Below are 22412 nucleotides of genomic sequence, written 5' to 3' on the forward strand. Positions count from 1 at the left end.
GTTCCCTTCTCGGAGGTACCGGTTCAGAAGTACGTGCGGATCAGGTCGACCACCGTGTGGTCGTCGTCCACGACGGGGATGACCTGCCATTTGTCGAAGGCCGTGCACGGGTGGGAGATGCCGAAGCAGATCAGGTCGCCCGGGCGCACGGAGGCGTCCCCCGTCGCGACGTAGGCGTGGTGGTCGTTGGTGTCGGTGACGCGCATGCCGTCCGCCGGGGCGATCGTCCCGTCCGGCCTGCGGATCCGCAGCGGGACGGGCAGGCCCGCGTCGTAGGGCGCCTCCCGCTTGCCCATCCCGGCGATCGCGAGACCGGGCTCCGGGACGGACGTGACCTGCGCCCAGATCTCCAGCGCGGCGTCCAGTGAGCCGGGGACGCGGGTGAACGGCGTCCGCTCGGTGTAGATGCCGTCGTCGTGGGAGACGTAGGCGCCGCTGCGCAGCACCACGGTGAGGTCGTGACCGGGCAGCCAGTCGCCCGCGAGCCTCTCGGCGACCTGGTCGAAGTAGGCGCTGCCGCCCGCGGTGACGACGACGTCGCGGGGGAGCAGCGGGGACAGCTCGACCGTCGCGTCGCGCAGCGCGCCGAGGTAGGCGCCGGCCGCCGCGACGTCCGGCAGCCCGCCCTCGTACCCGGCGACGCCGGCGAGTTCGGTGCCGGGGGCGCCGGCGACGGCGCGGGCGACGGCGGCCAGCTCCTCCACGGTGCGGCAGCCCGTGCGGCCGCTCGGGTGCCCGAGCTCGACGAGCACCCGGAACGGGCGCTCACCGGCCGCCGCGGAGATCGCCGCGACGCCCTCGGCGGAGTCGGCGTACAGCAGGAACTCCATGCCGCGGTCGACCTCGCCGCCGAGCCAGCGCAGCGCGGTCGGGTCGAGCAGCTCGTTGGCCAGCAGGATGCGGGGGACGCCGAACGTCCGGTAGGCGAGCACCTGGTTGGCGGTCGCGGCGGTGATGCCCCAGGCGCCCGCGTCCAGCTGGGCCTGGAACAGCGTCGGCGCCATGGACGTCTTGCCGTGCGGCGCGAACGCGAGCCCGTGCTCACGGCAGAACGCGGCGAGCGCCGCGATGTTGTGGTCCAGCGCCGACCGCCGCGCCACCATCAGCGGCCAGGTGAACGGGCCGCCGAACAGCGGGTGCCGCGCGGCGGCGAACTCCTCCAGGGGGACGGGCGGACCGGGCAGCCAGAGGCCCTTGGTCCGCCAGTCGACGTGCTCGCCGGGAATGGTGAGGCTCACGGCTGGTTCCCTTCGTGCGGGTCGTGGCGCGTTCTGTCGGGGCGGCGGCGGGACGGCCGGGACGAGCCCAGCACGCGGGAGATCTCCAGGCCCGCCCGCTCGACCATCGGACCGACCTCCCGGACCCGCGCCGGCGTCATCCGGGACGTCAGCCCGGACACGCTGAGCGCCCCCACGGCCCGGTCGGTGTGGTCGAAGATCGGCGCGGCGACGCAGCGGACCTCGGGCTCGTTCTCCCGGTCGTCCACGGCGTACCCGGAAAGCCGCACCCGCTCCAGCTCGGCGGCCAGCCGCGCCGGGTCGGTGATCGTCCGTTCGGTGCGCGCGGGCATCCCGGCCGCGACGACCGTCTGGAAGTCGTCCTCGCCGAGCCAGGCGAGGATGGCCTTGCCGACGGCCGTCCGGTAGGCGGGCATCCGCAGCCCGACGCGGGACGCCATCCGGACATTGTGCTCGTTCTCCACCTTGTCGATGTAGACGACGTCGGGGGCCTCGTAGACGACCAGGTGGCACGTCTCCCCCACGAGGTGCTGGAGGCGGCGCAGCGGGTCGGCGGCGACCGACCGCATGTCGAGCGTCGACAGGTACGCCTGGCCGAGCCGCAGCGCGCCGTGCCCGAGCCGGAACCAGCCGGTCTCGCGGTCGCGGGTGAGCAGGTCGCCGTCGATGAGCGGCTGCGCGAGCCGCAGCACGGTGCTCTTGCTGATGCCGAGGTCGTCGGCGATGCGGGTCAGCGACACCCCGCGCGCGTCGGCGTGGTCGCGGACGTGGTCGAGGACGGCGAGAGCGCGCCGCAGCGACGACGACTGGTTCCTCGGTTTCGCCTGGTCGGTCGTCATGTGGTGCTCCCCGGAAGCAGGCCCCGGCGCAGGACGTCCCGCGCGGCGCGCAGGTGCCGCCCGGCGCGGGCGAGCGAGATCTCGTGGTGGCCCGGCAGCAGCATGTCGACCTCCAGTCCGGCGAGCCGCTCCAGGCTGGCGGCGTAGTCGGGGACGCGCGAGTCGTGCAGGTTCTGCAGCGAGATCCGCCCGCCGGTGAAGACGCAGTCCCCCGAGAACAGCGCGCGGCCCTCGGGCGCGTCGAGCAGGTAGCAGGTGTGCCCGTCGGCGTGCCCGGGGGTGGCGACGGCCTGGAGGGCGACGCCTCCGCCGAGGTCGACGCGCTCGCCGTCCGCGATGGGCCGGACCTGCGGGCACGCCGGGAACGTGTAGCCGTCCGGGTAGACCCCGGCGGCCTTGCCGCGGTCGACGCTGAGCTTCCGCTCGTCGCCCGAGGCGATCCAGTCGCTCGCCGGTGCCCCCGCGCGAACGGCGAGCCCCTCCACGCCGCGCGCCAGCCCCGCGGCCCCGCCCGCGTGGTCGGCGTGCCCGTGGGTGAGCAGCAGGTGCCGCTCCCCCGTCGGCCCGGCCGCCGCGAGCATCCGCCGGGCGAACAGCCCGGCGGACACCCCGGCGCCCGCGTCGACCAGCGCCGCGCCCTGCGACCCCCGCACGAGGTAGACGTGGCAGTCGAGCGGGTCGGTGAGGTCGAACCCCGCGGCGCCGCTGCCGACGAGTTCGACGTGCTGCGTCAGCCTCATGACCGGCCCCCGCCGAGCGAGCGGACGGTGTCGGCGACGATTCGGGCGGCGAGGTCCACGTCCGCCAGCGCGACCGACTCGTCGGCGGAGTGGGCGTCGGCGATGGAGCCGGGGCCGAAGACGACGGAGGGGATGCCGGCGCGGGCGAGCTTGCTGGCGTCGGTCCCGAACGGCATGCCCTGGACGGCCGCGGGACGTCCCGCCGCTTCCAGGGCGCGGCGGAGAGCGGCCGGGACCGGGCTGGAGGCGGGCGTGTCGAGGGCGTAGTCGACGGTGAACGGCTCGTCGACCTCGACGCGGCCCGGGATGAGCGCGGCCAGCTCGGCGCGGTCGCGGCGCCACACGTCCAGGGGGTCCTCGCCGGGCAGGGTGCGGCGGTCGACGTCGATCTCGCAGCGGCCCGGCACGGTGTTCGGGCCCTCGCCGCCCCGGATCCGGGTGACGCAGCGGGTCGCCGTCCCGAGCAGCGGGTGCGGCGGGACGTCCGGCGCCGCCGCGCCGATGTGGTCGATCACGCGGGTCATGAGGGCGACCGCGTTGACGGCCTCGTCCGGCCGGGAGCTGTGCCCGGCCGTCCCGAGCGCGCGGACGGTGTAGCGGACGCAGCCCTTGTGCGCGGTGGCGGGGACGAGCCCGGTCGGCTCGCCCACGACGGCGCCGGCGATCGGCGCGTCCCCGAGGTCGGAGATCAGGCCGAGGACGCCCTGGTAGGCGTGCTCCTCGTCCACGACCCCGGCGAGGACGACCCCGAACGGCGGCGGGTCGCCGGCCGCCAGCTCGGCCGCCGCCAGCATGAACGCCGCGAGCGGGCCCTTGGCGTCGCAGGCGCCGCGGCCGTAGAGGCGGCCGTCCCGGATCGTCCCGGCGAACGGGTCGACGGTCATCCCGGTGGTCTCGACGGTGTCGAGGTGCGACTCCAGCAGCACCATGCGGGGATCGCGTCCCGGGACGGTCGCGACGACGTTGGGACGTCCCGGCAGCACCTCCCGGAGCTCCGCCTTCACGCCGCGCGCTTCGAGCCAACCGCGCACGTACCCGGCGACCGCGGCCTCCCCGAACCCGGGTCCGGACCCGGCGCGCGGGTTGACGCTGGCGATGCCGACCATCGCCTTGAGCAGCTCCCCCGAGCGCGTCATCAGGACCGCCGTTCCCGCGCGTAGGCGAGCAGCAGCGCGATGATCAGCAGGCCGAGGACGATCTGCCGGACGCCCTCCGAGACGTTCCACGCCGCCAGCAGCGCGGTCAGCAGCGTCAGCAGCAGCGCGCCCGCGACCGTGCCGAGGACGTGCCCGCGCCCCCCGAGGATGGACGTCCCGCCGAGCACGACCGACGCGATCGACAGGAGCTGGTACGGGTTGCCCATGGTGAGGGAGCTGGTGGAGGTGAACCCGAGCAGCACCAGCCCCGACACCCCCGCGAGCAGCGCGCACGCGCCGTAGGCGATGAACGCGGTGCGGGCGAGCGGCACGCCGGACGCGCGCGACGCGCGCTCCCCGTTGCCGAGCGCGAAGACCCACCGCCCGGCGCGGGAGGCGTGCAGCAGCCACGCGGCGACGGCGGTGATGCCGAGCCACAGGACGAACGCGAGCGGGACGCCCGCGACGCGGTCGTTGGCGAGGGACGCCAGCATCGGCACCTTCGCCGACTTCGGCGACCCGTTCGTGTAAACCAGCAGCGCGCCGGCGACGATCGTTCCGGTGGCCAGCGTCATCACCATCGGCGGCACCCGCAGCCAGGTCACCCCGGCGGCGTTGGCGAGCCCGACCAGCAGGCTCGCGGCGAGCGCGACGGCGACGCCCGCGGGCCCGCCCGAGCCGGACGCGACCTGCGCGCACACCACCGCCGACAGCGCGACGACGCCCGACACCGACAGGTCGATGCCGCTCATCATGATCACGAGGGTCTGGCCGACGGCGACGATACCGAGGAACGCGGCCGTCTGCACCAGGTAGCGGACGCTGGAGACGCTGTCGAACCCCTTGGCGAACAGGATCGCGGCGAGCCAGGTCACGAGCAGCACGCCGAACGCCCAGGCGGCGCGGTTGTCCCGCAGCGCCGCCACCGGCCCGCGGGCGCCCGCGGTGCGCGAAAGCGCGGCCATCAGTCCGTCCTCTCTCTGGTCGCGAAGGTCTTGACGGCGATCGCCACGATCAGCACCGCGCCCTGCATGATCAGCTGGTAGAACGGCGAGAGGCCGGTGAACAGCAGCAGGTTGGTCAGCAGGCCGATGAGCAGCGCGGCCAGCACGGTCGCGCGCATCTGCCCGACGCCGCCGAAGAAGCTGACCCCGGCGAGCACCGACGCGGCGATCGAGTTGAGCGTGTACGGGGCGCCGATCGTGGCGTCCCCGGAGCCGGTCTGGATCGCGAGGCCGATGCCCGCGAGGCCGACGAAGACGCCCGCGAGCGCGTAGGCCGAGATCTTCACCTTGCGGGTGCCGATGCCGCTGGCGTAGGCGCCGTGCTCGTTGCCGCCGACCGCGTACAGCGACAGGCCGAAGCGGGTCGTCCGCACGAGCTTCCAGAGCAGCAGCACCAGGGCGAGCGCCACGAACGGCAGCGCGAGGCCGTTCCAGCCGTTGTTGTACGCCTTGACCAGGCCGGACGGGACGCTCCCGCCGGGCTGGGGGAGGACCACGAGCGTGACGCCGCCCCACAGGAACGACGCCGCCAGCGTCACGATGATCGGCGGCAGCCCGGCGTAGGCGACGAGCACGCCGTTCGCGGCGCCGGTCGCGGCGGCGGCGGCCAGGGCCAGGCCCGCGGCGACGAGCACGCCGTCCTCGGCGCGGACGGCGAACACCGCCATCGCCAGCGACAGCACCGCGCCGAGCGACAGGTCGATGCCGCCGGCCAGCATGACGGTGCTCTGCCCCATCGCCGCCAGGATCAGCGGCAGGAACTGCGCCGACAGGATCGTGATCGACGCGGGGGTGAACACCTGCGAGTCGTAGTGGCTGTAGACGGCCAGCAGCACGACCAGCAGCGCGCCGAGGCCCGTCACGTCCAGGTTGCCGCGCAGCGCGGCGGAGAGGCGGTCAGGCATGCGCCACCGCCCCGGTGACGGAGGCGCGGACGAGCCGCTCCTCGGTGAGGTCGCCGCCGGAGAGCCGGTCCACGACCGCGCCCTCGTACATGACGGCGACCTCGTCGCACAGGCCGACGAGTTCCATGGTGTCTCCCGAGGTGACGAGGACCGCCACGCCGCTGTCGGCCAGCCGGCGGAGCAGGTGGTAGATCTCGCGCTTGGTGCCGACGTCGATGCCGCGCGTCGGCTCGGCCAGCAGCAGCACCCGCGGCTCCGAGGGCAGCCAGCGGGCCAGCGCGACCTTCTGCTGGTTGCCGCCCGACAGCCGGCGCGCCTCCTGCTCCGGGCCCGTCACCTTGATCCGCATCCGTTCGACGAGGTCGGCGACGAGCCGGTCCTCGGCCCGGCGGTCGACGGTGGTGAGCCGGCGGCCGGGCGTCACGACGCCCAGGTTGGTGAGGGACAGGTTCGCCCGGACGGTCTGCGCGACGTGCAGGCCCTCGACCTTGCGGTCCTCCGGGACGTAGGCGATGCGGCGGCGGATCGCCTCGCGCGGGGACGCCAGGCGCGCGGGGCGTCCGTCCAGGTCGACCCGGCCGGTGTGCCGGACGAGCCCGAACAGGGCGCGCAGCACCGCGCGCTGCCCCTGCCCCTGGAGGCCGCCGAGGCCGATGATCCGGCCGGGTTCGAGGTCGAGGTCGACGCCGGCGCAGGCGCCGGGGACGGTCAGCCCCCGCACGCTCAGCACCGGCCCGCCCGCGGGGACCGGGGTCGCGTCCCCCGCGGAGTCCTCGGCCGCGGTCCTCTCCGCGGCGATCTCCCGCTCGGAGGGGACGGCCGCGGCGTCGCCGGCCGCCGGGGCGGCGGTCCCCGCCCCGGCCTTCGGCGGGAACAGGTCGGACAGCTCCCGGCCGATCATCAGGTGCACGATGTCGTCGTGGTCCGTCTCGGCGCGCTCGCGGGTGGCCATGACCTCGCCGTCCTTGAGCACGGTCAGCCGGTCGGCGACGGCGAACAGCTCGCCCATCCGGTGGCTGACCATGATCACCGACGAGCCGGCGGCGCGCAGCTCGTCCACGACCTTGAACACGCAGGCCACCTGGTCGTCGTCCAGGGCGGAGGTCGCCTCGTCCAGGATCAGCAGGCGCGGGGACGAGGCGAGCGCCTTGGCCAGCTCGACGAGCTGCTGCTGGCCGAGCGGGAGGCGTCCCGCCCGGGTCAGCGGGTCGGCGTGCAGGCCGACCCGCTCCAGCAGCGGCCGGGCGCGCCGGGCCAGGTCGCGGCGCAGGACGAGCCCGCGCCGCGCCGGCCACTGGCCGAGGAACACGTTCTCGGCGACGGTCTGGTGCGGGTTGAGGCTGAGCTCCTGGTGCACCGAGCCGATCCCCGCGGCCCGCGCGCGGTGCGGGGACCAGTCGCCGGCCGGCGCGCCGTCGAAGACCACGCGTCCGGAGTCGGGCGACAGCAGACCGGTGACCAGCGAGAGCACGGTGCTCTTGCCCGCGCCGTTCTCGCCCACCAGGGCGAGGACCTCACCGGCGCGGACGTCGAAGCTCACCTCGTTCAGCACGCGGTTGCCCGCGAAGGACTTGGAGACCCGCTCGACGGCCAGGAGTGTCATGGCTACTTGCCGATCAGCTTGTCGATCTCGGACTGCGGCAGCGTCTGGATCGGGTAGGAGTCGTCGGGCTGGTCGGCCTTGACGTACTCGTCCAGGTTCTCGTCCGTGATCTTGGGCAGCGGGACCGTGATCTGGTTCGGCACCGTCGCGCCGCCGGCCTTGGCGACCGCCGCGCGCAGCGCGATCACGCCGAGGTAGTTCGGCTGGGCGGTGGACAGCGAGGAGAACCCGCCGGCCTTGTTGTCCTTCCAGAGCTTGAGGAACCCGTTGTAGTTCTCGCCGGTGATCGGGACGAGCTTCTTCTTCTGCTTGACGAGGGTCTGGAGCGCGGCGGCCGACAGGGCGCCGCCCTGCGAGAACACGCCGTCGATGTCGGGGTTGGCGGAGTAGGCGGAGGCGAACGCCTGCGCGGCCGGCGCGAGGTTGTACTCGCTGTGCACGTTGGAGACGACCTTGACGCCCGGGTACTGCTTGAGGCCCTCCTGGGCGCCCTGCCAGCGCTCCTCGCTGACCGCGACCCCGGCCGGGCCGTTGAACGCGATGATCTTGCCCTTGCCGCCCAGCTTCTCGCCGAGCCACCGGCCCATCATCCGGCCCCACTCCTTCTGGTCCGTGCCGACGCGCACGACCTTGTCGGAGGTGACCAGGCTGTCGAAGTTGGCGACCGTGATACCGGCGTTCGCGGCCTGCTCCAGCGCCGGGTTCAGCGCGGTGGACGACCCGGCGTCCACGAGGATCACGTCGTACTTCTGCTGGATCATCGCCCGGATCTGGGCGATCTGCTGGGAGGTGTCGCCGTTGGCGTTGAAGACCTGGTAGTCGGCGACCTTGCCGTCCTTCTTCAGCTGGGCGACGTCGTCCTTCAGCATCTTGTCGGTCTGCTGCATCCACGACGGGGTCAGGTAGATCGTGGACCAGCCCACCTTGAGGGCCTTGGACTTCCCGGCGGAGGCGGACGACCCGCCGTCGCCGGAATCGACGCCGCACGCGGCGGTGGCGGCCAGCGTGCCCAGCGCCGTGACGGCCACGGCGGCGCGCGTGAACCTACCGATCATGAGGGACTCCTTGTGAAGGTCCGGGCCCGGACGGGCCTCGGCGAACTGGGCGGGGGGTGGCTCTGGCAGATCAGGCGGGAGTGAGGGCCCGCCCCGGCGGTCTCGCGGTCTCGGCGAGGACGCCTCCGGACAGGACGGGGACGCCGTTGACCACGACGTGCTCGACGCCCTCGGCGGGCACCCTGGGTCTTTCGTAGGTGGCGAGGTCGGTGACGGCGGACGGGTCGACCACGGCGATGTCGGCGGCGCGCCCGGTCTCGACGCGGCCCCGGTCGGCGAGCCGGAACCGGTCGGCGGCCCGTCCGGCCAGGTGCACGGCGGCCTGCTCCCACGTCCAGTCGCCGAGCTCGCGGACGTGCCGGCCGAGCAGCCGGGCGAAGGCGCCCCACCCGCGCGGGTGCGGGTGCCCGCCCTGGTAGATGGCGTCCGATCCGGTGGTCTGGGCGGGGTGCCGCAGCAGCGCCCGCACCGACTCCTCGCTGTTGGTCGGCGGCTGCCCGAACACGCATCCGGCCTCCAGCCGGGTCGCGACGAGCAGGTCGCAGCAGAACGCCCCGGGGCCCGAACCGGCCCGCTCGGCCGCGTCCGGCAGGCTCATGCCCTCCGCCCACCGGAACGCGTCGGCGGGGACGTGCGAGAGCGTGATGCGGGGCCACACCTCGGGCCGGTGCGCGAACCAGTCGCGCTCCAGCCTCTCCCGGACGGACGGGTCGGCGAGCGCGTCGAGCGTGGCGTCCAGGTCGGCGATGGGGAGCCAGTCCGGCAGCGTGACGAGCGTCAGCGTGCTGGACCCCCGCAGGTAGGGGTAGTTGTCGAAGGTCAGGTCGATGCCCTCGGCGCGGGCGCCGTCCACGAGCCCGACCAGCTCGTCGCCGGGGCCGTGGTAGTGCGAGACGTGCGGGGCGACGCGTCCGGCCCGCGCGATCTCCAGCACCTCCGCCATCGCCGCGCCGGCGGCGGACTCGTACCCGCGCATGTGCGTGACGTAGGGGAGCCCGGCCGCGCCGACCGGCGCGCACAGCGCGGCGATCTCGGCGGTGGCGGCGTAGGCCCCGGGCACGTACTCCAGCCCGGTGGACAGCCCGGCCGCGCCTTCGGAGAGCCCGCGCTCGACCCGGGCCCGCATGGCCGCCAGCTCGCCGGGCTCCGGAGCCCGCCGGGCGGTCCCCATGACGCCGTGCCGGATCGTGCCGTGCGGCAGCAGATAGACGGTGTTGAGCGGGGTGCGCCGGTCGTAGGAGGCGAGCAGTTCCGCGACGGTCACCGGTCCGCCGTCCAGACCGGGGTGCGTGCCGTTGACCGGCGCGAAGTAGCGGCTCACGTAGCGGAGCGTCTCGGCGCCGGCCGGCGCGTAGGAGACGCCGTCCTGGCCGAGGACGAACGTGGTGACGCCCTGCCGCAGCGCGGCGAGCTGCACCTCGGGGTCGAACACGGCCGCGTCGCCGTGGACGTGGGTGTCGATGAAGCCCGGCATGACGTACCGGCCGGTCGCGTCGATCTCGGCCGACGCCCGCGCGCCGTCGAGGACGCCGACCGCGGCGATCCGGCCCGCGGTGACGGCCACGTCCGCGCGGCGCCCCGGGGCCCCGGTGCCGTCCAGCACCGTCCCCCCGCGAACCAGCAGATCGTACATTGGACCTCATTCACCCCAACGAGCACGTAACCGGGCTTCAGTGCCGGTAGTCGTGGAGGTTATGGGGCGCACCAAGCGCGGCACCAGATTTGCAACACATGATTTTGCATTGCACAACCACCCGTTGACCTGCGACGTTACCCGACGCCGGAGGGTTCGGCGCCGGTCAAGGGGGGAGCGTGGGCCGCCTAGGTCGAGCGGCTCGCCTTGGGCCGGCGCAGCAGGAACGGCCGCACGCGGCCCAGGCCCTGCAGCGGGCGCGGACGCAGACCGGAGGCTTCGCAGGGCCCGGACGGCAGCGCCGAGACCAGGGCGGCGTCGGCCAGGACCGTCCCCGGGTAGGCGGTGGACGTCAGGCGCGCGGCCATGTTGACGGGCGTGCCGAACACGTCGCCCAGCCGCTGGATGACCTCGCCGTAGGCGAGACCGACGCGGACCTTGGGGAAGTCGGGGTCCTCGTTGAACCGCTCCGCGACGCGCAGCCCGATCTCCGCGGCGGGACCGGCGGCGGGCGCGACGAACAGGACCTCGTCGCCGAGCGTCTTGACCACGCGGCCCCCGCACTCGGCGACGATGTGCGTGACGTCCCACTCGAAGCGCTCGACGAAGCCGGCCAGGGCGTCGCCGTCGAGGCTGCGGCTCAGCCGGGTGAACGACACGACGTCGGCGAACCCGACCGCGAGGAGCGCGACGCCCGCGGCGGGGTCGGCCCGCGCGGCGGCGGTGGACGCGGCGGCGCGCATCCCGGCGGCGGTGAGCTGGCGGCGCCAGCCGTGCAGCAGCAGCCGCTCGAACGAGGGCCGCAGCTCCTCGGTGGCGACCAGGGCCGCGGTGACCAGGTCGGACGTCACCGGCTCGTCGGACGGCAGCGCGCCCAGGCGTTGGAGCCACACGTCGCCGAGCCAGCTGGCCAGCCGCCCCATCGTCTGGCCGACCGCGCGGACGAGCTGGAGCACCGTCTCCTCGTCCACCAGCTCGTGGGACAGCACCTCGCGGATCTCGACGAGCGCGGCCACGTCGCCGTCGGTGAAGGCGACCTCGTCGTCCGGCGGGACGGGGAAGCCGAGCGCCTGCCAGATGCGCCGCGCGAAGTCGTCCGAGACGCCCGCCCGGGCCTCGACCTCCCTGCGCGTGTAGCGCAGGGGGCCGCCGAGGAGGGTCTCCTCGATGTCGTCCGCCATGCGGCAACCCTATGTGCCATCGATCGATGTAACAATGAGGTACGGGTAAGATCACGGCGGTCAGACGACACGAGCCGGCGGACGGGGCATGGCCGAGTACCGAATCGACGAGCTGGCGCGGCTGGCGGGCAGCACGGTGCGCAACATCCGCGCCTACCAGGACCGCGGCCTGCTGCCGCCGCCCCGCCTCGAAGGCCGCGTCGGCATGTACGACGACACGCACCTGGCGCGGCTGCGGCTGATCGGCAAGCTGCTGGCCCGGGGCTACACCTTCGCGATCATCAAGGACCTGATCGGCGCCTGGGAGACCGGCAAGGACGTCGCCGAGGTGCTCGGGCTGGAGAAGGTCCTCACCGACCCGTGGTCGGACGAGATCCCCGGCACCGCCACCTACGAGGAGCTCGTGGCGAAGTTCGGCTCCGGCCTGGACGACGACCAGGTCGCCCGCACCCTGGAGCGGACGGTCGAGCTCGGCCTGATCGAACCGGACGGGGACAAGTACCGGGTGCCGAGCCCGCGGCTGCTGCACGTCGGCGCCGAACTCGTCGCCGCCGGCATCCCGCTGGAGTCCGTCCTGGACATCGCCGGGCAGATCCGCGCCGACTGCGATGTGATCGCCGGTCGGTTCGTGAACCTCGTCCAGGAGCACGTGTTCTCCCGGCTGGAGCGCCAGCCCGTCCCGGACGGCGACGAGGTGGGCGAGGTCGCCGCCGTCGTCCGCCGGATGCGCCCGCTGGTGAAGATGGTCGTCGACCCGTTCATCGCCCGGGCCATGGAGGCCCGCGTCCAGGCGGCGCTCGGCGACCACCTCGAAATGATCAGAAGCCATCTCGGGGAGCGCCCCGCCCCCGGCGGCTGAGCCGCTACAGCAGCGTCGCGCCCCAGACGACCTTCACCTCGTGCGGCGCGCCCTCGGAGTCGGTGAAGGTCAGCGTGCCCTGCCCCGGCAGGCCGATGAGCGCCGTCCGCAGCGTGACCGTCAGACGCGTCGTGCCGTCCTCGGGCATGCCGCCCTGCATCTGCGACAGGATCAGCTGGTTCGAGGACGTCATCGCCGTCCACGACACCGGGCCGCTCTTCGCCGCGAGGCTGACCTGGGCGGTCTTCGTCCCGTACATCTCGACCTTGGCGGGGTTCACCACGAGGACGCCCGGCGGCGCGGGCGACGGGGACGGCGGCGCCGGGTGCTGCGGCGTCGGCCGCGGACCCTCCGGGCTCTCCTGGCTCTTCTCGTGGGTCTGCGGTTCGGGCGGCGGCTGGCCGGGGCGGACCTGCGCGCCCCCGCCGGGCCCCTGCGGCGCCTTCCCGCCGTGCCCCTGGCCCTCCGGCCTCTCGTGCGTGATCGACGGTGCCGGATGCGTGCGGAACGGCGGCCACGACAGCGTCCCCCCGCCGATCCCGGGGCCCATCACGAGCGCGGCGGCGAGGGCCGCGACCAGCGCGCCCACCATGCCGCCCCCGGTGAACAGCCACCGGCGCGTGAACGGCGACGGCACGTCCGGCTGGCTCGGCAGGCCGGACGGTGTCAGCGTCCCGCCGCGCGCCGCGATGTCGGCGCGGTAGCCCGCCAGCTCGGGGTCCGTCGCGGTGTGCATGACGCGGTGCCGCAGCGCCGCGGGCAGCACCGGCGCGGGCGCCCGCCCCAGCAGTTCGGCCGCGGTCACCCGGGACCGGGCACGGCAGTCCTCGCAGCCGGCGGCGTGCGACGCGGTCGCGGGATCGACCGGGGAGATCTCGCCGCGACGGCGGAACCGCCACCACGGCCCCCGGACCGGCTCCGGCGGAGGGGCCTCCTCCCGGCGGTCCGGCGCCCGCGCCGCCAGGACGGGGATCGCCGCGGACCGGGACTCCTCGGCCGCGCCCGCGGCGGCCGCGCACTCCCGTCCCGCGCGGTCGATCTCCCGCCGCAGGGCGGCGTCGAGCTCGGCGCGCGCCCTGCGCACCCGCGCGGCGGCCCGCCGCGCCGACAGGCCGAGCGTCGCCCCGAGGCGGGCCGGGCGCAGGCCGTGCCGGTCCGTCAGGAGCATCACCTCCTGGTCGACGGGCTCCAGCCGGGACAGGCACGCGCGCAGAAGGTCGTGCAGCTCGTCCGAGCGCGGCCGGGCCGGCGCCGGGTCGCCGGCCTCGGCACGGTCCAGGAACGGCGCGTCGGAGAACTCGCCGTCCCGGTCCCAGAACAGCACCCTGGGGCGGCCGCGGCGGATGCAGCGGCGCCGCGCCGCGCCGTACAGCCAGGAACTCAGATACAGGTGGTCGCGCATTCGCGGAGCGCGGCGGCAGGCGTCGATGAAAGCGTCGTGGACGATGTCGGCGGCCGCTTTCCCGTCCCCCGACATGGACAGCGCGTAATCGTAAAGGCGCTCACCGTACTCGTCGTAGAGCGCGGCCAGGGCCGCCTCGTCACCCTCGTTCAGTCCCTTGATGAGCTTGCGGTCGGCTGTGGGGGCGGAGGTCGACAACCTGGGCATTCACGCTCCCGGCAGCGGAGTGTGGAAGTTGCCCCCATGGGGGCCATCCGGACATTCGGCCCACCTTGCATACACCCCCGAACCCCGCCCGCACCACTTGATCGACTGAAATCACCGCCAACGTGACCCCGGGTGATTGGCCGCGTCTCTGAGTGACCACCCGATCTGTGACTCGGCGTCAGAATCCAGTAATCAATGCGGTGTCAATCAGCGCGGCGCACCTCCAGATCACCGTCCGCGTAGCGCCGCCGAAGCACTTTTTTATCGAACTTGCCCACGCTGGTCTTCGGGACCTCGGTGATGAAAGCCCAGCGCTCGGGAACCTGCCATCCGGCGACCCGGCCGGCGAGGAACTCGCGCAGTTCCGCCGGCGTGACCGCGGCCCCGTCCCGCACGACGACGGACGCGAGCGGGCGCTCCTGCCAGCGGTCGTCGGGCACGCCCACCACGGCCGCCTCCACGACGTCCGGGTGGGCCATGAGGTGATTCTCCAGCTCCACCGACGAGATCCACTCCCCTCCCGACTTGATGACGTCCTTCGCCCGGTCGGTGAGGACGAGGTACCCGTCCGGCGACAGCGTCCCGACGTCCCCGGTGCGCAGCCAGCCGTCGTGGAACCTGCCGGGGTCCTCGTCCAGGTGGTAGGCGCCGGTGATCCACGGACCGCGGATCTCGACCTCCCCCACGGCCTCCCCGTCGCTGGGCAGCACCGCGTCGCCGTCCCCCACGATCCGCATCTCCAGCCCCGCGAGGACGCGCCCCTGGCTCACCCGCGCCCGCCACGCGTCCTCGCCCGCCGCCCCGGGCGGCGGGTGCGCGACCGACGCGACCGGCGAGGTCTCCGTCATCCCCCACGCCTGCACGATCCGGACGCCGATCTCCTCGAACCCCCGCATCAGCGACTCCGGCACCGCCGACCCGCCGCACGGCACGAGCCGCAGGGAGGTCAGGTCCGACCCGTGCTCCTTCGCGTACCGCAGCACGTCCGACCAGATGGTCGGCACCGCGCCCGCGACCGTCGGCCGCTCGGCCTCGATGAGCCGGACGAGCGGCTCCGCCTGCAGGAACCGGTCCGGCATGACCAGCGGCGCGCCCGCCATCACCGCCGCGTAGGGCAGCCCCCAGGCGTTCGCGTGGAACATCGGCACCACCGGCAGGACCACGTCGGACGCGCTCAGCCCCATCGCGTTCCCCGTGCACGTCGACATCGAGTGCAGGTACGCCGACCGGTGCGAGTAGACGACGCCCTTCGGGTGGCCCGTGGTCCCGCTCGTGTAGCACATCGCGGCGGCCGACCGCTCGTCGATCTCCGGCCACGCGAACGTCGCCGGCGCCGCCGCGAGCAGCTCCTCGTAGCCGTGCAGCTCCTTGCCGGCGCCCTCCAGCGGCGCGGTGTCGCCCTCCCCGACCACCACCACGTGCCGGACGGTCTCGAACCGCGCCAGCACCGGCGCGAGCAGCGGGATCAGCGACGCGTCCACGATGACGACCCGGTCCTCGGCGTGGTTCGCGATGTAGACGAGCTGGTCGGGGAACAGCCGCAGGTTGAGCGTGTGCAGCACGGCGCCCATCGACGGCACCGCCAGGTACGCCTCCAGGTGCTCGGTGTTGTTCCACAGGAACGTGGCGACCCGCTGGTCCCCGTCCACGCCGAGTCCCCGCAGCGCCCCCGCCAGCCGCGCGGCGCGCTCGCCCACCTCCGCGTACGTGCGGCGCCGCGTCCCGTCGCCCGTCCACGTGGAGACCTCGGCCTCCCCGAAGACCCCGGCCCCGCAGCGCATGATCGTCGTAATGGTCAGCGGAAAGTCCTGCATCGTGCTCCACACGGCAAGCCTCCAGCGCTCGCAGCGGCTCTAGAACCGGATTCTGCCAGCGTCCCCCTCCCCTGGCGACCCCCTAGTACAGCTCGCGCAGGCGGGCCATGGCACGGGAGACGGTGGACTTGACCGTGCCGACGCTGACGCCCAGGACTTCGGCGATCTCACGTTCGGACATGTCCTCGTAGTAGCGGAGCATCACGGCCAGGCGCTGGCGTTCGGGGAGGCGGGCGAGGGCGCGGCCCAGGGCGTCGCGCATCTCGCTGCGGTCGGTGTGGTCCTCCACCGGGCGCTCGGGGAGCTGGTCGGTGGGGTAGACGTCCAGCTTGCGGCGGCGCCACCAGGAGATCTGGGTGTTGACCATGGCGCGGCGGACGTAGCCGTCCAGGGCGGAGCGGTCCTCGATGCGGTCCCAGGCGAGGTAGGTCTTGGCGAGGGCGGCCTGGAGGAGGTCCTCGGCCTCGGTGCGGTCGCTGGTGAGCTGGGTGGCGGCCCGGAGCAGGACGGGGCCGCGTTCCACCACGTATGCGCGGAACTCCTCGTGCCGCGTCGCGCTCACACCCACCACCGGACCAGGGGCTGGGGAGCCGCACCGACTCCCGGTACGACGACGATCGCATGCGCGGCGTAATTACGGGCCTACTGGAACAATATTTCCGGGTCAACCAGTTTATAAATTTCCACCGAGGTAGATCAAAGCTCCTCCGGCCGTTGACTTATCGCGACAAATCCGTCGACAGCGAGGTCACGGCGCGTGACTCTTGACTCACTGTCCTAACAGCTCTCGCCGTACGTCACGACGATCGATGCCGGAGTGCCGCGATGCCGACGACCCACCTCCGCCGGGCGGCGCACCGCCGGGCGCTGTTCGCGGCTCCCGAGGCCCCGGAGGCCGACCGGCGCGCGCGTGCGATCAGCGGGATCCTCCTGGACGCGAGCCCGCACCTGCTGGTGGTGGCCGAGGCCGCGGCGCGGGGCGCCGAGACCCGCATCCCGATGAGCGAGGACACCGCGATCTGGCACGGCGGGCGCGGGGGCCCCGCCGCGCTCCGGCCGGGCCGGTCCGTGGTCGTCCGGCGCGCGGGCGGCGGCCGCGCCGAGCGGATCTGGGTCGACATCGGCCGGGTCAGCGGGACGATCCTCGCGTGCGGACGCGGCGCCGTGGAGGTGGACATGGGGCCGCACCGCGGGCGCGCCCACGTGGTCATCCCGCCGTCCGTCCTCGGCCCGGTGCTGGTCCGGCATCCGCGCCTGGAGCCCGGCTACCTGCTCGACGTGGTCTGCGTGGGGTCCCCCGGCGGACCGCAGGCGGTGCGCCCGGGCACGTCGCAGCCCGGATACCGGGTGGCCGACCTCGCCGCGCCGGCGGCGGCCGCGCCGGTGCCGCGGGAGCTGCGCGGGACGGCGACCTGGTTCGGCGGCGTGGAGGGGGAGTGGCGGGACGGGGCGTCCTACCCGGCGGTCGACTCCGAGGGGGACGCCGGGGGCTGCGCGGAGGCCCCGTCCGGATGCGCGCCGATGCCGTACCTGTCGATCGGCAGCGAGATCACCGTGCGCAACGAGTGCGGGGGGCGGGCGGCGGCGGTCCCGGTGATCGAGTGCGGCTGCACGGCGGCCCGGTTCTGCGACCGGTGCGTGGAGTGCGACGCGTCGCCGCGGGGGCGGATCGTCGAGCTGACCCCGGCCGCCTTCGCCGGGCTCGGCGGCGACCTGACGGCCGGCTGCTTCAACGCGACCGTCCGGCCGGGCGCGCCGGGGGGGATGGAGGGGCCATGGTGACGGCGATCCAGAACACGCAGGTCCTGCTGCTGGCGTCGGTGCTGCTGGTGGCGTGCCTGGCGAAGCTGACGATCCGGGAGCGGGCGGCGGGCGCGCCCGACCACGTGCACGGCGTCCCGGTGCCGGCCAGGCTCGCGCGGCTTTCGGCACTGCGCCGCAGCCGCGGCATGACGGTCGGGCTCGGCATCGGCGAGGGCCTGCTCGGACTCGCGCTGCTGGTGACCTCGCACCTGTCGGTGCGGCTGGCCACGACCGTGGCGTTCGCCGCCGCGACCTGGGTGGTCGGGGAGCTGCGGGTGCACCGGCCCGACGCGGGGTGCGGCTGTTTCGGCGCGCTCAGCGCCAAGAAGGTGGACCGGCGCAGCGTGCTGCGGGCGATGCTGTTCACCTGCGCGGCCGTCGTCTCGCTCGGCGCGCCGCACGCGGGCGTGGACGTGCTGCGGGACGTCCCCGCGCAGGTGGGGCTCATGTTCGCGGTCGAGGTCGCGCTGTTCGTGGCGCTGTCCCCCGAGCTGGCGGAGCTGGCCGGGCGGCACCGGCTGCCGCGCGCCGCCGTCCCGTGCGAGCGGCGCCGCAGCCCGATGCCGGAGACGTACGCGAGGCTGTACGAGAGCCCGGCGTGGGCCGAGCACGAGAACGCGATCAGGAGCGCCGTGCCGCTGGACGTGTGGCGGGAGGGCTGCTGGCGGTTCGTGGCCTTCCCCGGACGCCTGAGCGAGCGCGACGTGGAGATCGTGTTCGCGGTGTCGACGTCGGAGCGGGACCGGGCCGTCCGGTCGGCGGTGGTGGCGCCCGCCGATTGCGCCGGATAGCCGCCGGGGCCCCTGGGCCGCCGGGACGCCGTCAGAACTGCTGGGCGCCCCCGCGCGAGCGCCGGTAGAGGAGGCGCCGGGTGCGGGCGTGCAGCGCCGCGCGCAGCCGGACCATGTACCGGTTCTCCGACCCGATCTCCGGCGGGCGGCCGCCCTGGTCCTGGCGCATCGCCGACTCGTCGTAGCCGAGGATCGAGGCCGCTATGTCGTCCTCCCCCGAGAGTTCCTCGTCGGTCTCGTGTCCGTCGGGCCGGCGTCGCACTTCCATGTCTTCCCCTGGCATCGCCCAGATGCCCGCCGCGGGTCGCCAGTGATCTCCTACCCCGCTGACCTGGCACGACAACATGCGGGCGGGGCCGGTCGACCGGCCCCGCCCGCATCGTCGGGGCGGCGCCCGATCGCCTCTCTGCAACTCTCTAGCGCTTTATAAGGGGAGATCTAGAAAGGGTTAGAGAAAGCCAGAGGAAGGACGAGCGAAATCTACGGCTCTCTACCTCTGTCGCTAGAGAGCCGGATATTCGTCCGGCAAACCGGCTCGATGCGGCCTTCTACCGCTCTCTAGCGTCAGCGCTAGAGAGCCGGATAGGCGGATAGGTCAGGCGGGCTGGGAGCGGAGGAACTTGCCGAAATGCGGGACGGTGAACGCGACCATGCCGCGTTCGGCGCTGTAGATGAGGCCCTTCTTGATGAGCCCGTCGCGCGCGGGCGACAGGCTGGACGGTTTGCGGCCCAGCTCGTCGGCGACCGACGCGGTGGGCACCGGGTCGTCGCCGAGCATGGCCATGGCGCGCATGTAGTCGCGCTCGGCGGGGGTGGCGCGCTCGTAGCGGCTGCCGAAGAAGCCGACGGCGAGCTCGCTCTCCGCCTCGGGCGCGGCGACCTTGATGTCGTCGACGGTGATGGGGCTGTCGGGGGCGACGTCCCAGACGACCTTGGCGTACGCCTGGACGAAGTAGGGGTAGCCGTCGGCCGCGCCGTACAGCGCGTCGAGGGCCTCCGGGGTGAAGGTGACGTCCTCGCGCTCGGCGGGGGCCAGCAGCGCGACGTCGGCCGACTCGCGGTCGAGCCGGTCGATGCGGGCGTACCGGAAGAGCCGCTCGGAGTAGGACTTGCTCGCCGACAGGACGGCCGGCAGGTGCGGCAGGCCCGCGCCCACCACGATCAGCGGTCCGCCGACCTGCGACAGCTCGTGGCACGCGGCGCACAGCGCGGACACGTCGTCGGCGGGGATGTCCTGCATCTCGTCGACGAACAGGGCGATGCCGACGCCGACGTCGGTCGCGACGGAGGCGGCGTCCACGAACAGCTCGGTGAGGTCGATCTCCAGGTCGCCGGAGTCGGCGCGGCCGCGCGCGGCGGGCACGTCGATGCCGGGCTGCCAGCGGTGCGCCCGGGCCTTGGCCTTGCCGGACGGCTCGGGGCCCGCCTGCGCGAACGCCTTGAGCACGCCGAGGAACTCCTCGATGCGGTCGGGCGCGCGGTGCCGGGGCGCCAGCTCCCGGACGGCCCGGTGCAGCGCGGACGCCACCGGGCGGCGGATCGACTGGTCGGGCCGGGCCTCGATCTTCCCCGTCCCCCACAGCCGCTGGATCGCCTGCGACCGGAAGGCGTTGAGCAGCACGGTCTTGCCCACCCCGCGCAGCCCGGTGACGATCATGCTGCGCTCGGGGCGGCCGCGGGCCACGCGTTCGAGCACCACCTCGAACTGCCGGAGCTCGCGGTCGCGGCCGGCCAGCTCGGGCGGGCGCTGCCCGGCGCCGGGGGCATAGGGATTCCGCACGGGGTCCACGCTCTCGGACTCTATGAGGCGATATAGCTGCGGCCGTAGATTTGCGTAGAGAACGCCGCGGCGTGTCGCGTGGTCACGCCGCCGCCCGCAGCGCGCGGAGCCGTCGGGCCCCCGTGTGGCCATGGTCGCCACCATGTCGCCTCCCGGGCGAGCGCGATCGAACAGGGCGGTCGAACTTCTGTTCGACCATTCGAACACAGTAGCGCATGCCGTCGCCCCCGTCCCGTGGAACGCGGGGACACGGAACGCGGGACGGGGGCGACGGAAGCCGGACCCCGGCCGCGGGCACCACCCCCGCGGCCGGGGAGCTCGGAGGCCGGACCGGAGTCAGGCCAGGGAATCGTCCGCCTCGGACCGGTGGGGCACCTTCTCGGCGGGGACGGTGCCCATCCGCCCGGCCTGGAAGTCCTCGAACGCCTGGACGATCTCGTCGCGGGTGTTCATCACGAACGGACCGTACCGGGCGATCGGCTCCCGGATCGGCAGACCGCCGAGGACGAGGATCTCCCACCCTTCGGCGGCGGCGTTCGGCTGGGCGTCGGCGGCGCGGACGACGAGTCCGTCCCCGTCGCCCTTGTGGTGCGAGCCGGCGAAGACCGCGAGCTGCCCCTCGTCCAGCGCGACCTCCTCGACGCCGGCCGTCCCGCGCCCCGACAGGACGTACACCAGCGCGTTGAAGTCGCGCGGCCACGGCAGCGCCAGGCGCGCGCCGGGCGCCACGGTCGCGTGCAGGTAGTTGATCGGCGTGTAGGTGGTGCCGGGGCCGTCGTACCCGGCGAGCGACCCGGCGATGACGCGCACCAGGGACGAGCCGTCGTCCGCGGCGAGCAGCTTGACGTCGCGGGCCTCGATGTCCTGGTAGCGCGGCGGCACCCACTTCCGCGCGCGCGGCAGGTTGACCCAGAGCTGGACGCCGTGGAACAGGCCGCCCTTGGCGACCAGCTCGGGCGGCGGCTGCTCGATGTGCTGGATGCCGGACGCGGCCGTCATCCACTGCGTGGCGCCGTCGGAGATCAGGCCGCCGCCACCGGTGGTGTCCTGGTGCTGGAACGCTCCGTCGATGATGTAGGTGACGGTCTCGAACCCCCGGTGGGGGTGCCATGGGGTTCCCTTCGCCTCACCCGGCGCGTACTCGACGGCGCCCATGTGGTCGAGGAGGAGGAACGGGTCGGCCAGGGACAGGTCGATGCCCGGGAACGGGCGCCTGACCTGGAAGCCCTCGCCCTCCAGGTGGCGCTTGGCGGTCACGACCTTCGCGACGCGGCGCCAGTCGGTGCCCTCCTGGGGCAGCAGCGGCAGGCGGGGCAGGGTCAGCGGGTCGGCCATCACGGCAGGCATCGGGTTCTCCCTCGTCCGGGTGTCCGTCCGCGATCGGGCGGCGCATGGTCCCTGCAACGTAGTTGATGCTTCAACTATTTCCTCGGACGGGGGCGCCCGTCCTGTTAGGCTGAAAATAGCGAGAGTTAGTTGAATCTTCAATGTGTGAGCTATAATCGGGACATGACCGAACCTCGCTGGCTCGACGCCGCCCAGCAGCGCGACTGGCGGGCATACGTGGACGGCAGCGTCCGGCTCGCCGAGGTCATGGACCGCGATCTCAAGACCAAGCACGGGCTGTCGAACTCCGAGTACGAGATCCTCGTCCGGCTGTCGGAGGCGCCCGACCGGCGGCTGCGGATGGCGGAGCTGGCCGACAACGCCAGCCAGTCGCGCAGCCGGCTCTCCCACACCTGCTCCCGCCTGGAGACCAAGGGCCTGGTCAAGCGGGACAGCTGCCCGAACGACAAGCGCGGCGTCTACGCCCACCTGACCGACGAGGGCTTCGCCGCGCTGGACCGCGCCGCGCGCGACCACGTCGAGGTCGTCCGGACGTTCTTCGTCGACGTGGTCGAGCCCCAGGACCTGGAGGCCATCGGGCGCGCGTTCAGCGTCGTCCTCAAGCGGCTCGGCGGCGCGTCCTAGAGCGGGGCGGTCACCCCGGTCAGGAACCCGACGGACAGCAGGGTCAGCAGGCCCCAGGCGAGCATCATCCCGATGCCGAACGTCCGCCACCGCCCGCCGACCCTCCAGACGAGCAGGCCGCCGAGCCCGAACGCCAGCACCAGCAGCGTCACGAACTGCGGCATCAGGCTGGGCCGGCGGCTCATCATCAGCGGCGGATACATCATCACGGCGTCGACGAACACGAACGCCGCCATGCCCGCCGCCAGCGCCTTGACGTCCCGGACGAGGAACGCCCGCGCGCGCTCCGCGGCGACCTGCGCCCTCTCCGTCTGCAGCAGGGGATGCGCATGCGCAGCCTGCTCGACCTCCACGCTGTGCGCGACCGCGAAGATCTCGTCTTCGAGGCTTGGGAGGTCCCTCTCCTGAGGTTCCGCCATCCCGGCTCCCTGGGGCCGGCGCCCGCCGGGCG

Annotated in this window: 21 protein-coding genes; 4 read left to right on the plus strand and 17 right to left on the minus strand. The window is 73.7% G+C overall.

Going from position 1 to position 22412, the window contains the following annotated elements:
• Positions 1 to 23: 23 nt before the first annotated feature.
• The 10 genes from ABD944_RS01755 to ABD944_RS01800 all read right to left on the minus strand — a co-directional run bounded on the left by ABD944_RS01755 (position 24) and on the right by ABD944_RS01800 (position 11334).
• Positions 24 to 1238 carry an alanine racemase gene (locus ABD944_RS01755; RefSeq protein ID WP_345171574.1) on the minus strand — a complete coding sequence of 405 codons (1215 nt, stop codon included), beginning with the start codon at positions 1236 to 1238 and terminating at the stop codon, positions 24 to 26.
• Positions 1235 to 2077: an IclR family transcriptional regulator gene (locus ABD944_RS01760; RefSeq protein WP_345171576.1), complete on the minus strand. Its 843-nt coding sequence runs from the start codon at positions 2075 to 2077 to the stop codon at positions 1235 to 1237. Before ABD944_RS01760 ends, ABD944_RS01755 begins: the two co-directional genes overlap by 4 nt.
• Complete coding sequence (locus ABD944_RS01765) at positions 2074 to 2817, minus strand: MBL fold metallo-hydrolase (protein WP_345171578.1); 744 nt, start codon at positions 2815 to 2817, stop codon at positions 2074 to 2076. The genes ABD944_RS01760 and ABD944_RS01765 overlap by 4 nt, the downstream gene beginning before the upstream one ends.
• Positions 2814 to 3953, minus strand: a complete 1140-nt coding sequence (locus ABD944_RS01770) for a M20 family metallopeptidase (protein WP_345171580.1) — start codon at positions 3951 to 3953, stop codon at positions 2814 to 2816. The genes ABD944_RS01765 and ABD944_RS01770 overlap by 4 nt, the downstream gene beginning before the upstream one ends.
• A complete protein-coding gene (locus tag ABD944_RS01775) occupies positions 3953 to 4918 on the minus strand; it encodes an ABC transporter permease (protein WP_345171582.1) in 966 nt (321 codons plus the stop codon). Before ABD944_RS01775 ends, ABD944_RS01770 begins: the two co-directional genes overlap by 1 nt.
• A complete protein-coding gene (locus ABD944_RS01780) occupies positions 4918 to 5862 on the minus strand; it encodes an ABC transporter permease (protein ID WP_345171584.1) in 945 nt (314 codons plus the stop codon). Before ABD944_RS01780 ends, ABD944_RS01775 begins: the two co-directional genes overlap by 1 nt.
• Complete coding sequence (locus ABD944_RS01785) at positions 5855 to 7465, minus strand: sugar ABC transporter ATP-binding protein (RefSeq protein ID WP_345171586.1); 1611 nt, start codon at positions 7463 to 7465, stop codon at positions 5855 to 5857. The genes ABD944_RS01780 and ABD944_RS01785 overlap by 8 nt, the downstream gene beginning before the upstream one ends.
• Positions 7466 to 7467: 2 nt before the next feature.
• Positions 7468 to 8520, minus strand: coding sequence for an ABC transporter substrate-binding protein (locus ABD944_RS01790; RefSeq protein ID WP_345171588.1), 1053 nt, complete (start codon positions 8518 to 8520; stop codon positions 7468 to 7470).
• Positions 8521 to 8590: 70 nt separating this feature from the next.
• On the minus strand, positions 8591 to 10153 hold the full coding sequence (locus tag ABD944_RS01795; RefSeq protein ID WP_345171590.1) for an N-acyl-D-amino-acid deacylase family protein: 1563 nt from the start codon (positions 10151 to 10153) through the stop codon (positions 8591 to 8593).
• A 188-nt stretch (positions 10154 to 10341) separates the two neighbouring features.
• Positions 10342 to 11334, minus strand: coding sequence for an adenylate/guanylate cyclase domain-containing protein (locus ABD944_RS01800; protein ID WP_345171593.1), 993 nt, complete (start codon positions 11332 to 11334; stop codon positions 10342 to 10344).
• An 88-nt stretch (positions 11335 to 11422) separates the two neighbouring features.
• Here ABD944_RS01800 and ABD944_RS01805 point away from each other — a divergent pair, with 88 nt between their 5' ends.
• The gene (locus ABD944_RS01805) at positions 11423 to 12193 is read left to right on the plus strand and encodes a MerR family transcriptional regulator (protein WP_345171595.1); all 771 of its coding nucleotides are present in this window, start codon (positions 11423 to 11425) and stop codon (positions 12191 to 12193) included.
• 4 nt (positions 12194 to 12197) lie between these two features.
• Here ABD944_RS01805 and ABD944_RS01810 read toward each other — a convergent pair whose 3' ends face one another.
• The 3 genes from ABD944_RS01810 to ABD944_RS01820 form a co-directional block, all read right to left on the minus strand.
• Positions 12198 to 13802, minus strand: a complete 1605-nt coding sequence (locus tag ABD944_RS01810; protein WP_345171597.1) for a sigma-70 family RNA polymerase sigma factor — start codon at positions 13800 to 13802, stop codon at positions 12198 to 12200.
• A 203-nt stretch (positions 13803 to 14005) separates the two neighbouring features.
• Positions 14006 to 15616: a long-chain fatty acid--CoA ligase gene (locus ABD944_RS01815; protein ID WP_345171599.1), complete on the minus strand. Its 1611-nt coding sequence runs from the start codon at positions 15614 to 15616 to the stop codon at positions 14006 to 14008.
• Positions 15617 to 15698: 82 nt separating this feature from the next.
• Positions 15699 to 16187, minus strand: a complete 489-nt coding sequence (locus ABD944_RS01820) for a SigE family RNA polymerase sigma factor (RefSeq protein ID WP_378188034.1) — start codon at positions 16185 to 16187, stop codon at positions 15699 to 15701.
• Positions 16188 to 16441: 254 nt separating this feature from the next.
• Between ABD944_RS01820 and ABD944_RS01825 the strand changes: the two genes are divergently transcribed.
• Positions 16442 to 17398 (plus strand): hypothetical protein, encoded by a 957-nt coding sequence (locus tag ABD944_RS01825; protein WP_345171603.1) that lies wholly within the window; start codon positions 16442 to 16444, stop codon positions 17396 to 17398.
• Complete coding sequence (locus ABD944_RS01830; RefSeq protein WP_345171605.1) at positions 17392 to 18210, plus strand: MauE/DoxX family redox-associated membrane protein; 819 nt, start codon at positions 17392 to 17394, stop codon at positions 18208 to 18210. The genes ABD944_RS01825 and ABD944_RS01830 overlap by 7 nt, the downstream gene beginning before the upstream one ends.
• Before the next feature lie 31 nt (positions 18211 to 18241).
• Here the strand turns inward: ABD944_RS01830 and ABD944_RS01835 are convergent, their stop codons facing one another.
• The 3 genes from ABD944_RS01835 to ABD944_RS01845 form a co-directional block, all read right to left on the minus strand.
• Positions 18242 to 18478, minus strand: a complete 237-nt coding sequence (locus tag ABD944_RS01835; RefSeq protein ID WP_345171607.1) for a hypothetical protein — start codon at positions 18476 to 18478, stop codon at positions 18242 to 18244.
• A gap of 327 nt (positions 18479 to 18805) precedes the next feature.
• Positions 18806 to 19990 (minus strand): ATP-binding protein, encoded by a 1185-nt coding sequence (locus ABD944_RS01840; protein WP_425550299.1) that lies wholly within the window; start codon positions 19988 to 19990, stop codon positions 18806 to 18808.
• 336 nt (positions 19991 to 20326) lie between these two features.
• Positions 20327 to 21337 carry a pirin family protein gene (locus ABD944_RS01845; protein WP_345171612.1) on the minus strand — a complete coding sequence of 337 codons (1011 nt, stop codon included), beginning with the start codon at positions 21335 to 21337 and terminating at the stop codon, positions 20327 to 20329.
• 162 nt (positions 21338 to 21499) lie between these two features.
• Between ABD944_RS01845 and ABD944_RS01850 the strand changes: the two genes are divergently transcribed.
• On the plus strand, positions 21500 to 21961 hold the full coding sequence (locus tag ABD944_RS01850; RefSeq protein WP_345171614.1) for a MarR family winged helix-turn-helix transcriptional regulator: 462 nt from the start codon (positions 21500 to 21502) through the stop codon (positions 21959 to 21961).
• Here the strand turns inward: ABD944_RS01850 and ABD944_RS01855 are convergent.
• Positions 21958 to 22380 (minus strand): hypothetical protein, encoded by a 423-nt coding sequence (locus ABD944_RS01855; protein WP_345171616.1) that lies wholly within the window; start codon positions 22378 to 22380, stop codon positions 21958 to 21960. The genes ABD944_RS01850 and ABD944_RS01855 overlap by 4 nt on opposite strands.
• Between the last annotated feature and the right edge of the window lie 32 nt (positions 22381 to 22412).

Source organism: Actinomadura verrucosospora (genome assembly GCF_039540335.1).
GTDB lineage: Bacteria > Actinomycetota > Actinomycetes > Streptosporangiales > Streptosporangiaceae > Spirillospora > Spirillospora verrucosospora.

Excerpts from the sequence above, each read along its gene's own strand:
- ABD944_RS01760 (WP_345171576.1), bottom strand. The coding sequence starts at position 2,077 with ATGACGACCGACCAGGCGAAACCGAGGAACCAGTCGTCGTCGCTGCGG.
- ABD944_RS01765 (WP_345171578.1), bottom strand. The coding sequence starts at position 2,817 with ATGAGGCTGACGCAGCACGTCGAACTCGTCGGCAGCGGCGCCGCGGGG.
- ABD944_RS01770 (WP_345171580.1), bottom strand. The coding sequence starts at position 3,953 with ATGACGCGCTCGGGGGAGCTGCTCAAGGCGATGGTCGGCATCGCCAGC.
- ABD944_RS01775 (WP_345171582.1), bottom strand. The coding sequence starts at position 4,918 with ATGGCCGCGCTTTCGCGCACCGCGGGCGCCCGCGGGCCGGTGGCGGCG.
- ABD944_RS01780 (WP_345171584.1), bottom strand. The coding sequence starts at position 5,862 with ATGCCTGACCGCCTCTCCGCCGCGCTGCGCGGCAACCTGGACGTGACG.
- ABD944_RS01785 (WP_345171586.1), bottom strand. The coding sequence starts at position 7,465 with ATGACACTCCTGGCCGTCGAGCGGGTCTCCAAGTCCTTCGCGGGCAAC.
- ABD944_RS01790 (WP_345171588.1), bottom strand. The coding sequence starts at position 8,520 with ATGATCGGTAGGTTCACGCGCGCCGCCGTGGCCGTCACGGCGCTGGGC.
- ABD944_RS01795 (WP_345171590.1), bottom strand. The coding sequence starts at position 10,153 with ATGTACGATCTGCTGGTTCGCGGGGGGACGGTGCTGGACGGCACCGGG.
- ABD944_RS01800 (WP_345171593.1), bottom strand. The coding sequence starts at position 11,334 with ATGGCGGACGACATCGAGGAGACCCTCCTCGGCGGCCCCCTGCGCTAC.
- ABD944_RS01805 (WP_345171595.1), top strand. The coding sequence starts at position 11,423 with ATGGCCGAGTACCGAATCGACGAGCTGGCGCGGCTGGCGGGCAGCACG.
- ABD944_RS01810 (WP_345171597.1), bottom strand. The coding sequence starts at position 13,802 with ATGCCCAGGTTGTCGACCTCCGCCCCCACAGCCGACCGCAAGCTCATC.
- ABD944_RS01815 (WP_345171599.1), bottom strand. The coding sequence starts at position 15,616 with ATGCAGGACTTTCCGCTGACCATTACGACGATCATGCGCTGCGGGGCC.
- ABD944_RS01825 (WP_345171603.1), top strand. The coding sequence starts at position 16,442 with ATGCCGACGACCCACCTCCGCCGGGCGGCGCACCGCCGGGCGCTGTTC.
- ABD944_RS01830 (WP_345171605.1), top strand. The coding sequence starts at position 17,392 with ATGGTGACGGCGATCCAGAACACGCAGGTCCTGCTGCTGGCGTCGGTG.
- ABD944_RS01835 (WP_345171607.1), bottom strand. The coding sequence starts at position 18,478 with ATGGAAGTGCGACGCCGGCCCGACGGACACGAGACCGACGAGGAACTC.
- ABD944_RS01845 (WP_345171612.1), bottom strand. The coding sequence starts at position 21,337 with ATGCCTGCCGTGATGGCCGACCCGCTGACCCTGCCCCGCCTGCCGCTG.
- ABD944_RS01850 (WP_345171614.1), top strand. The coding sequence starts at position 21,500 with ATGACCGAACCTCGCTGGCTCGACGCCGCCCAGCAGCGCGACTGGCGG.
- ABD944_RS01855 (WP_345171616.1), bottom strand. The coding sequence starts at position 22,380 with ATGGCGGAACCTCAGGAGAGGGACCTCCCAAGCCTCGAAGACGAGATC.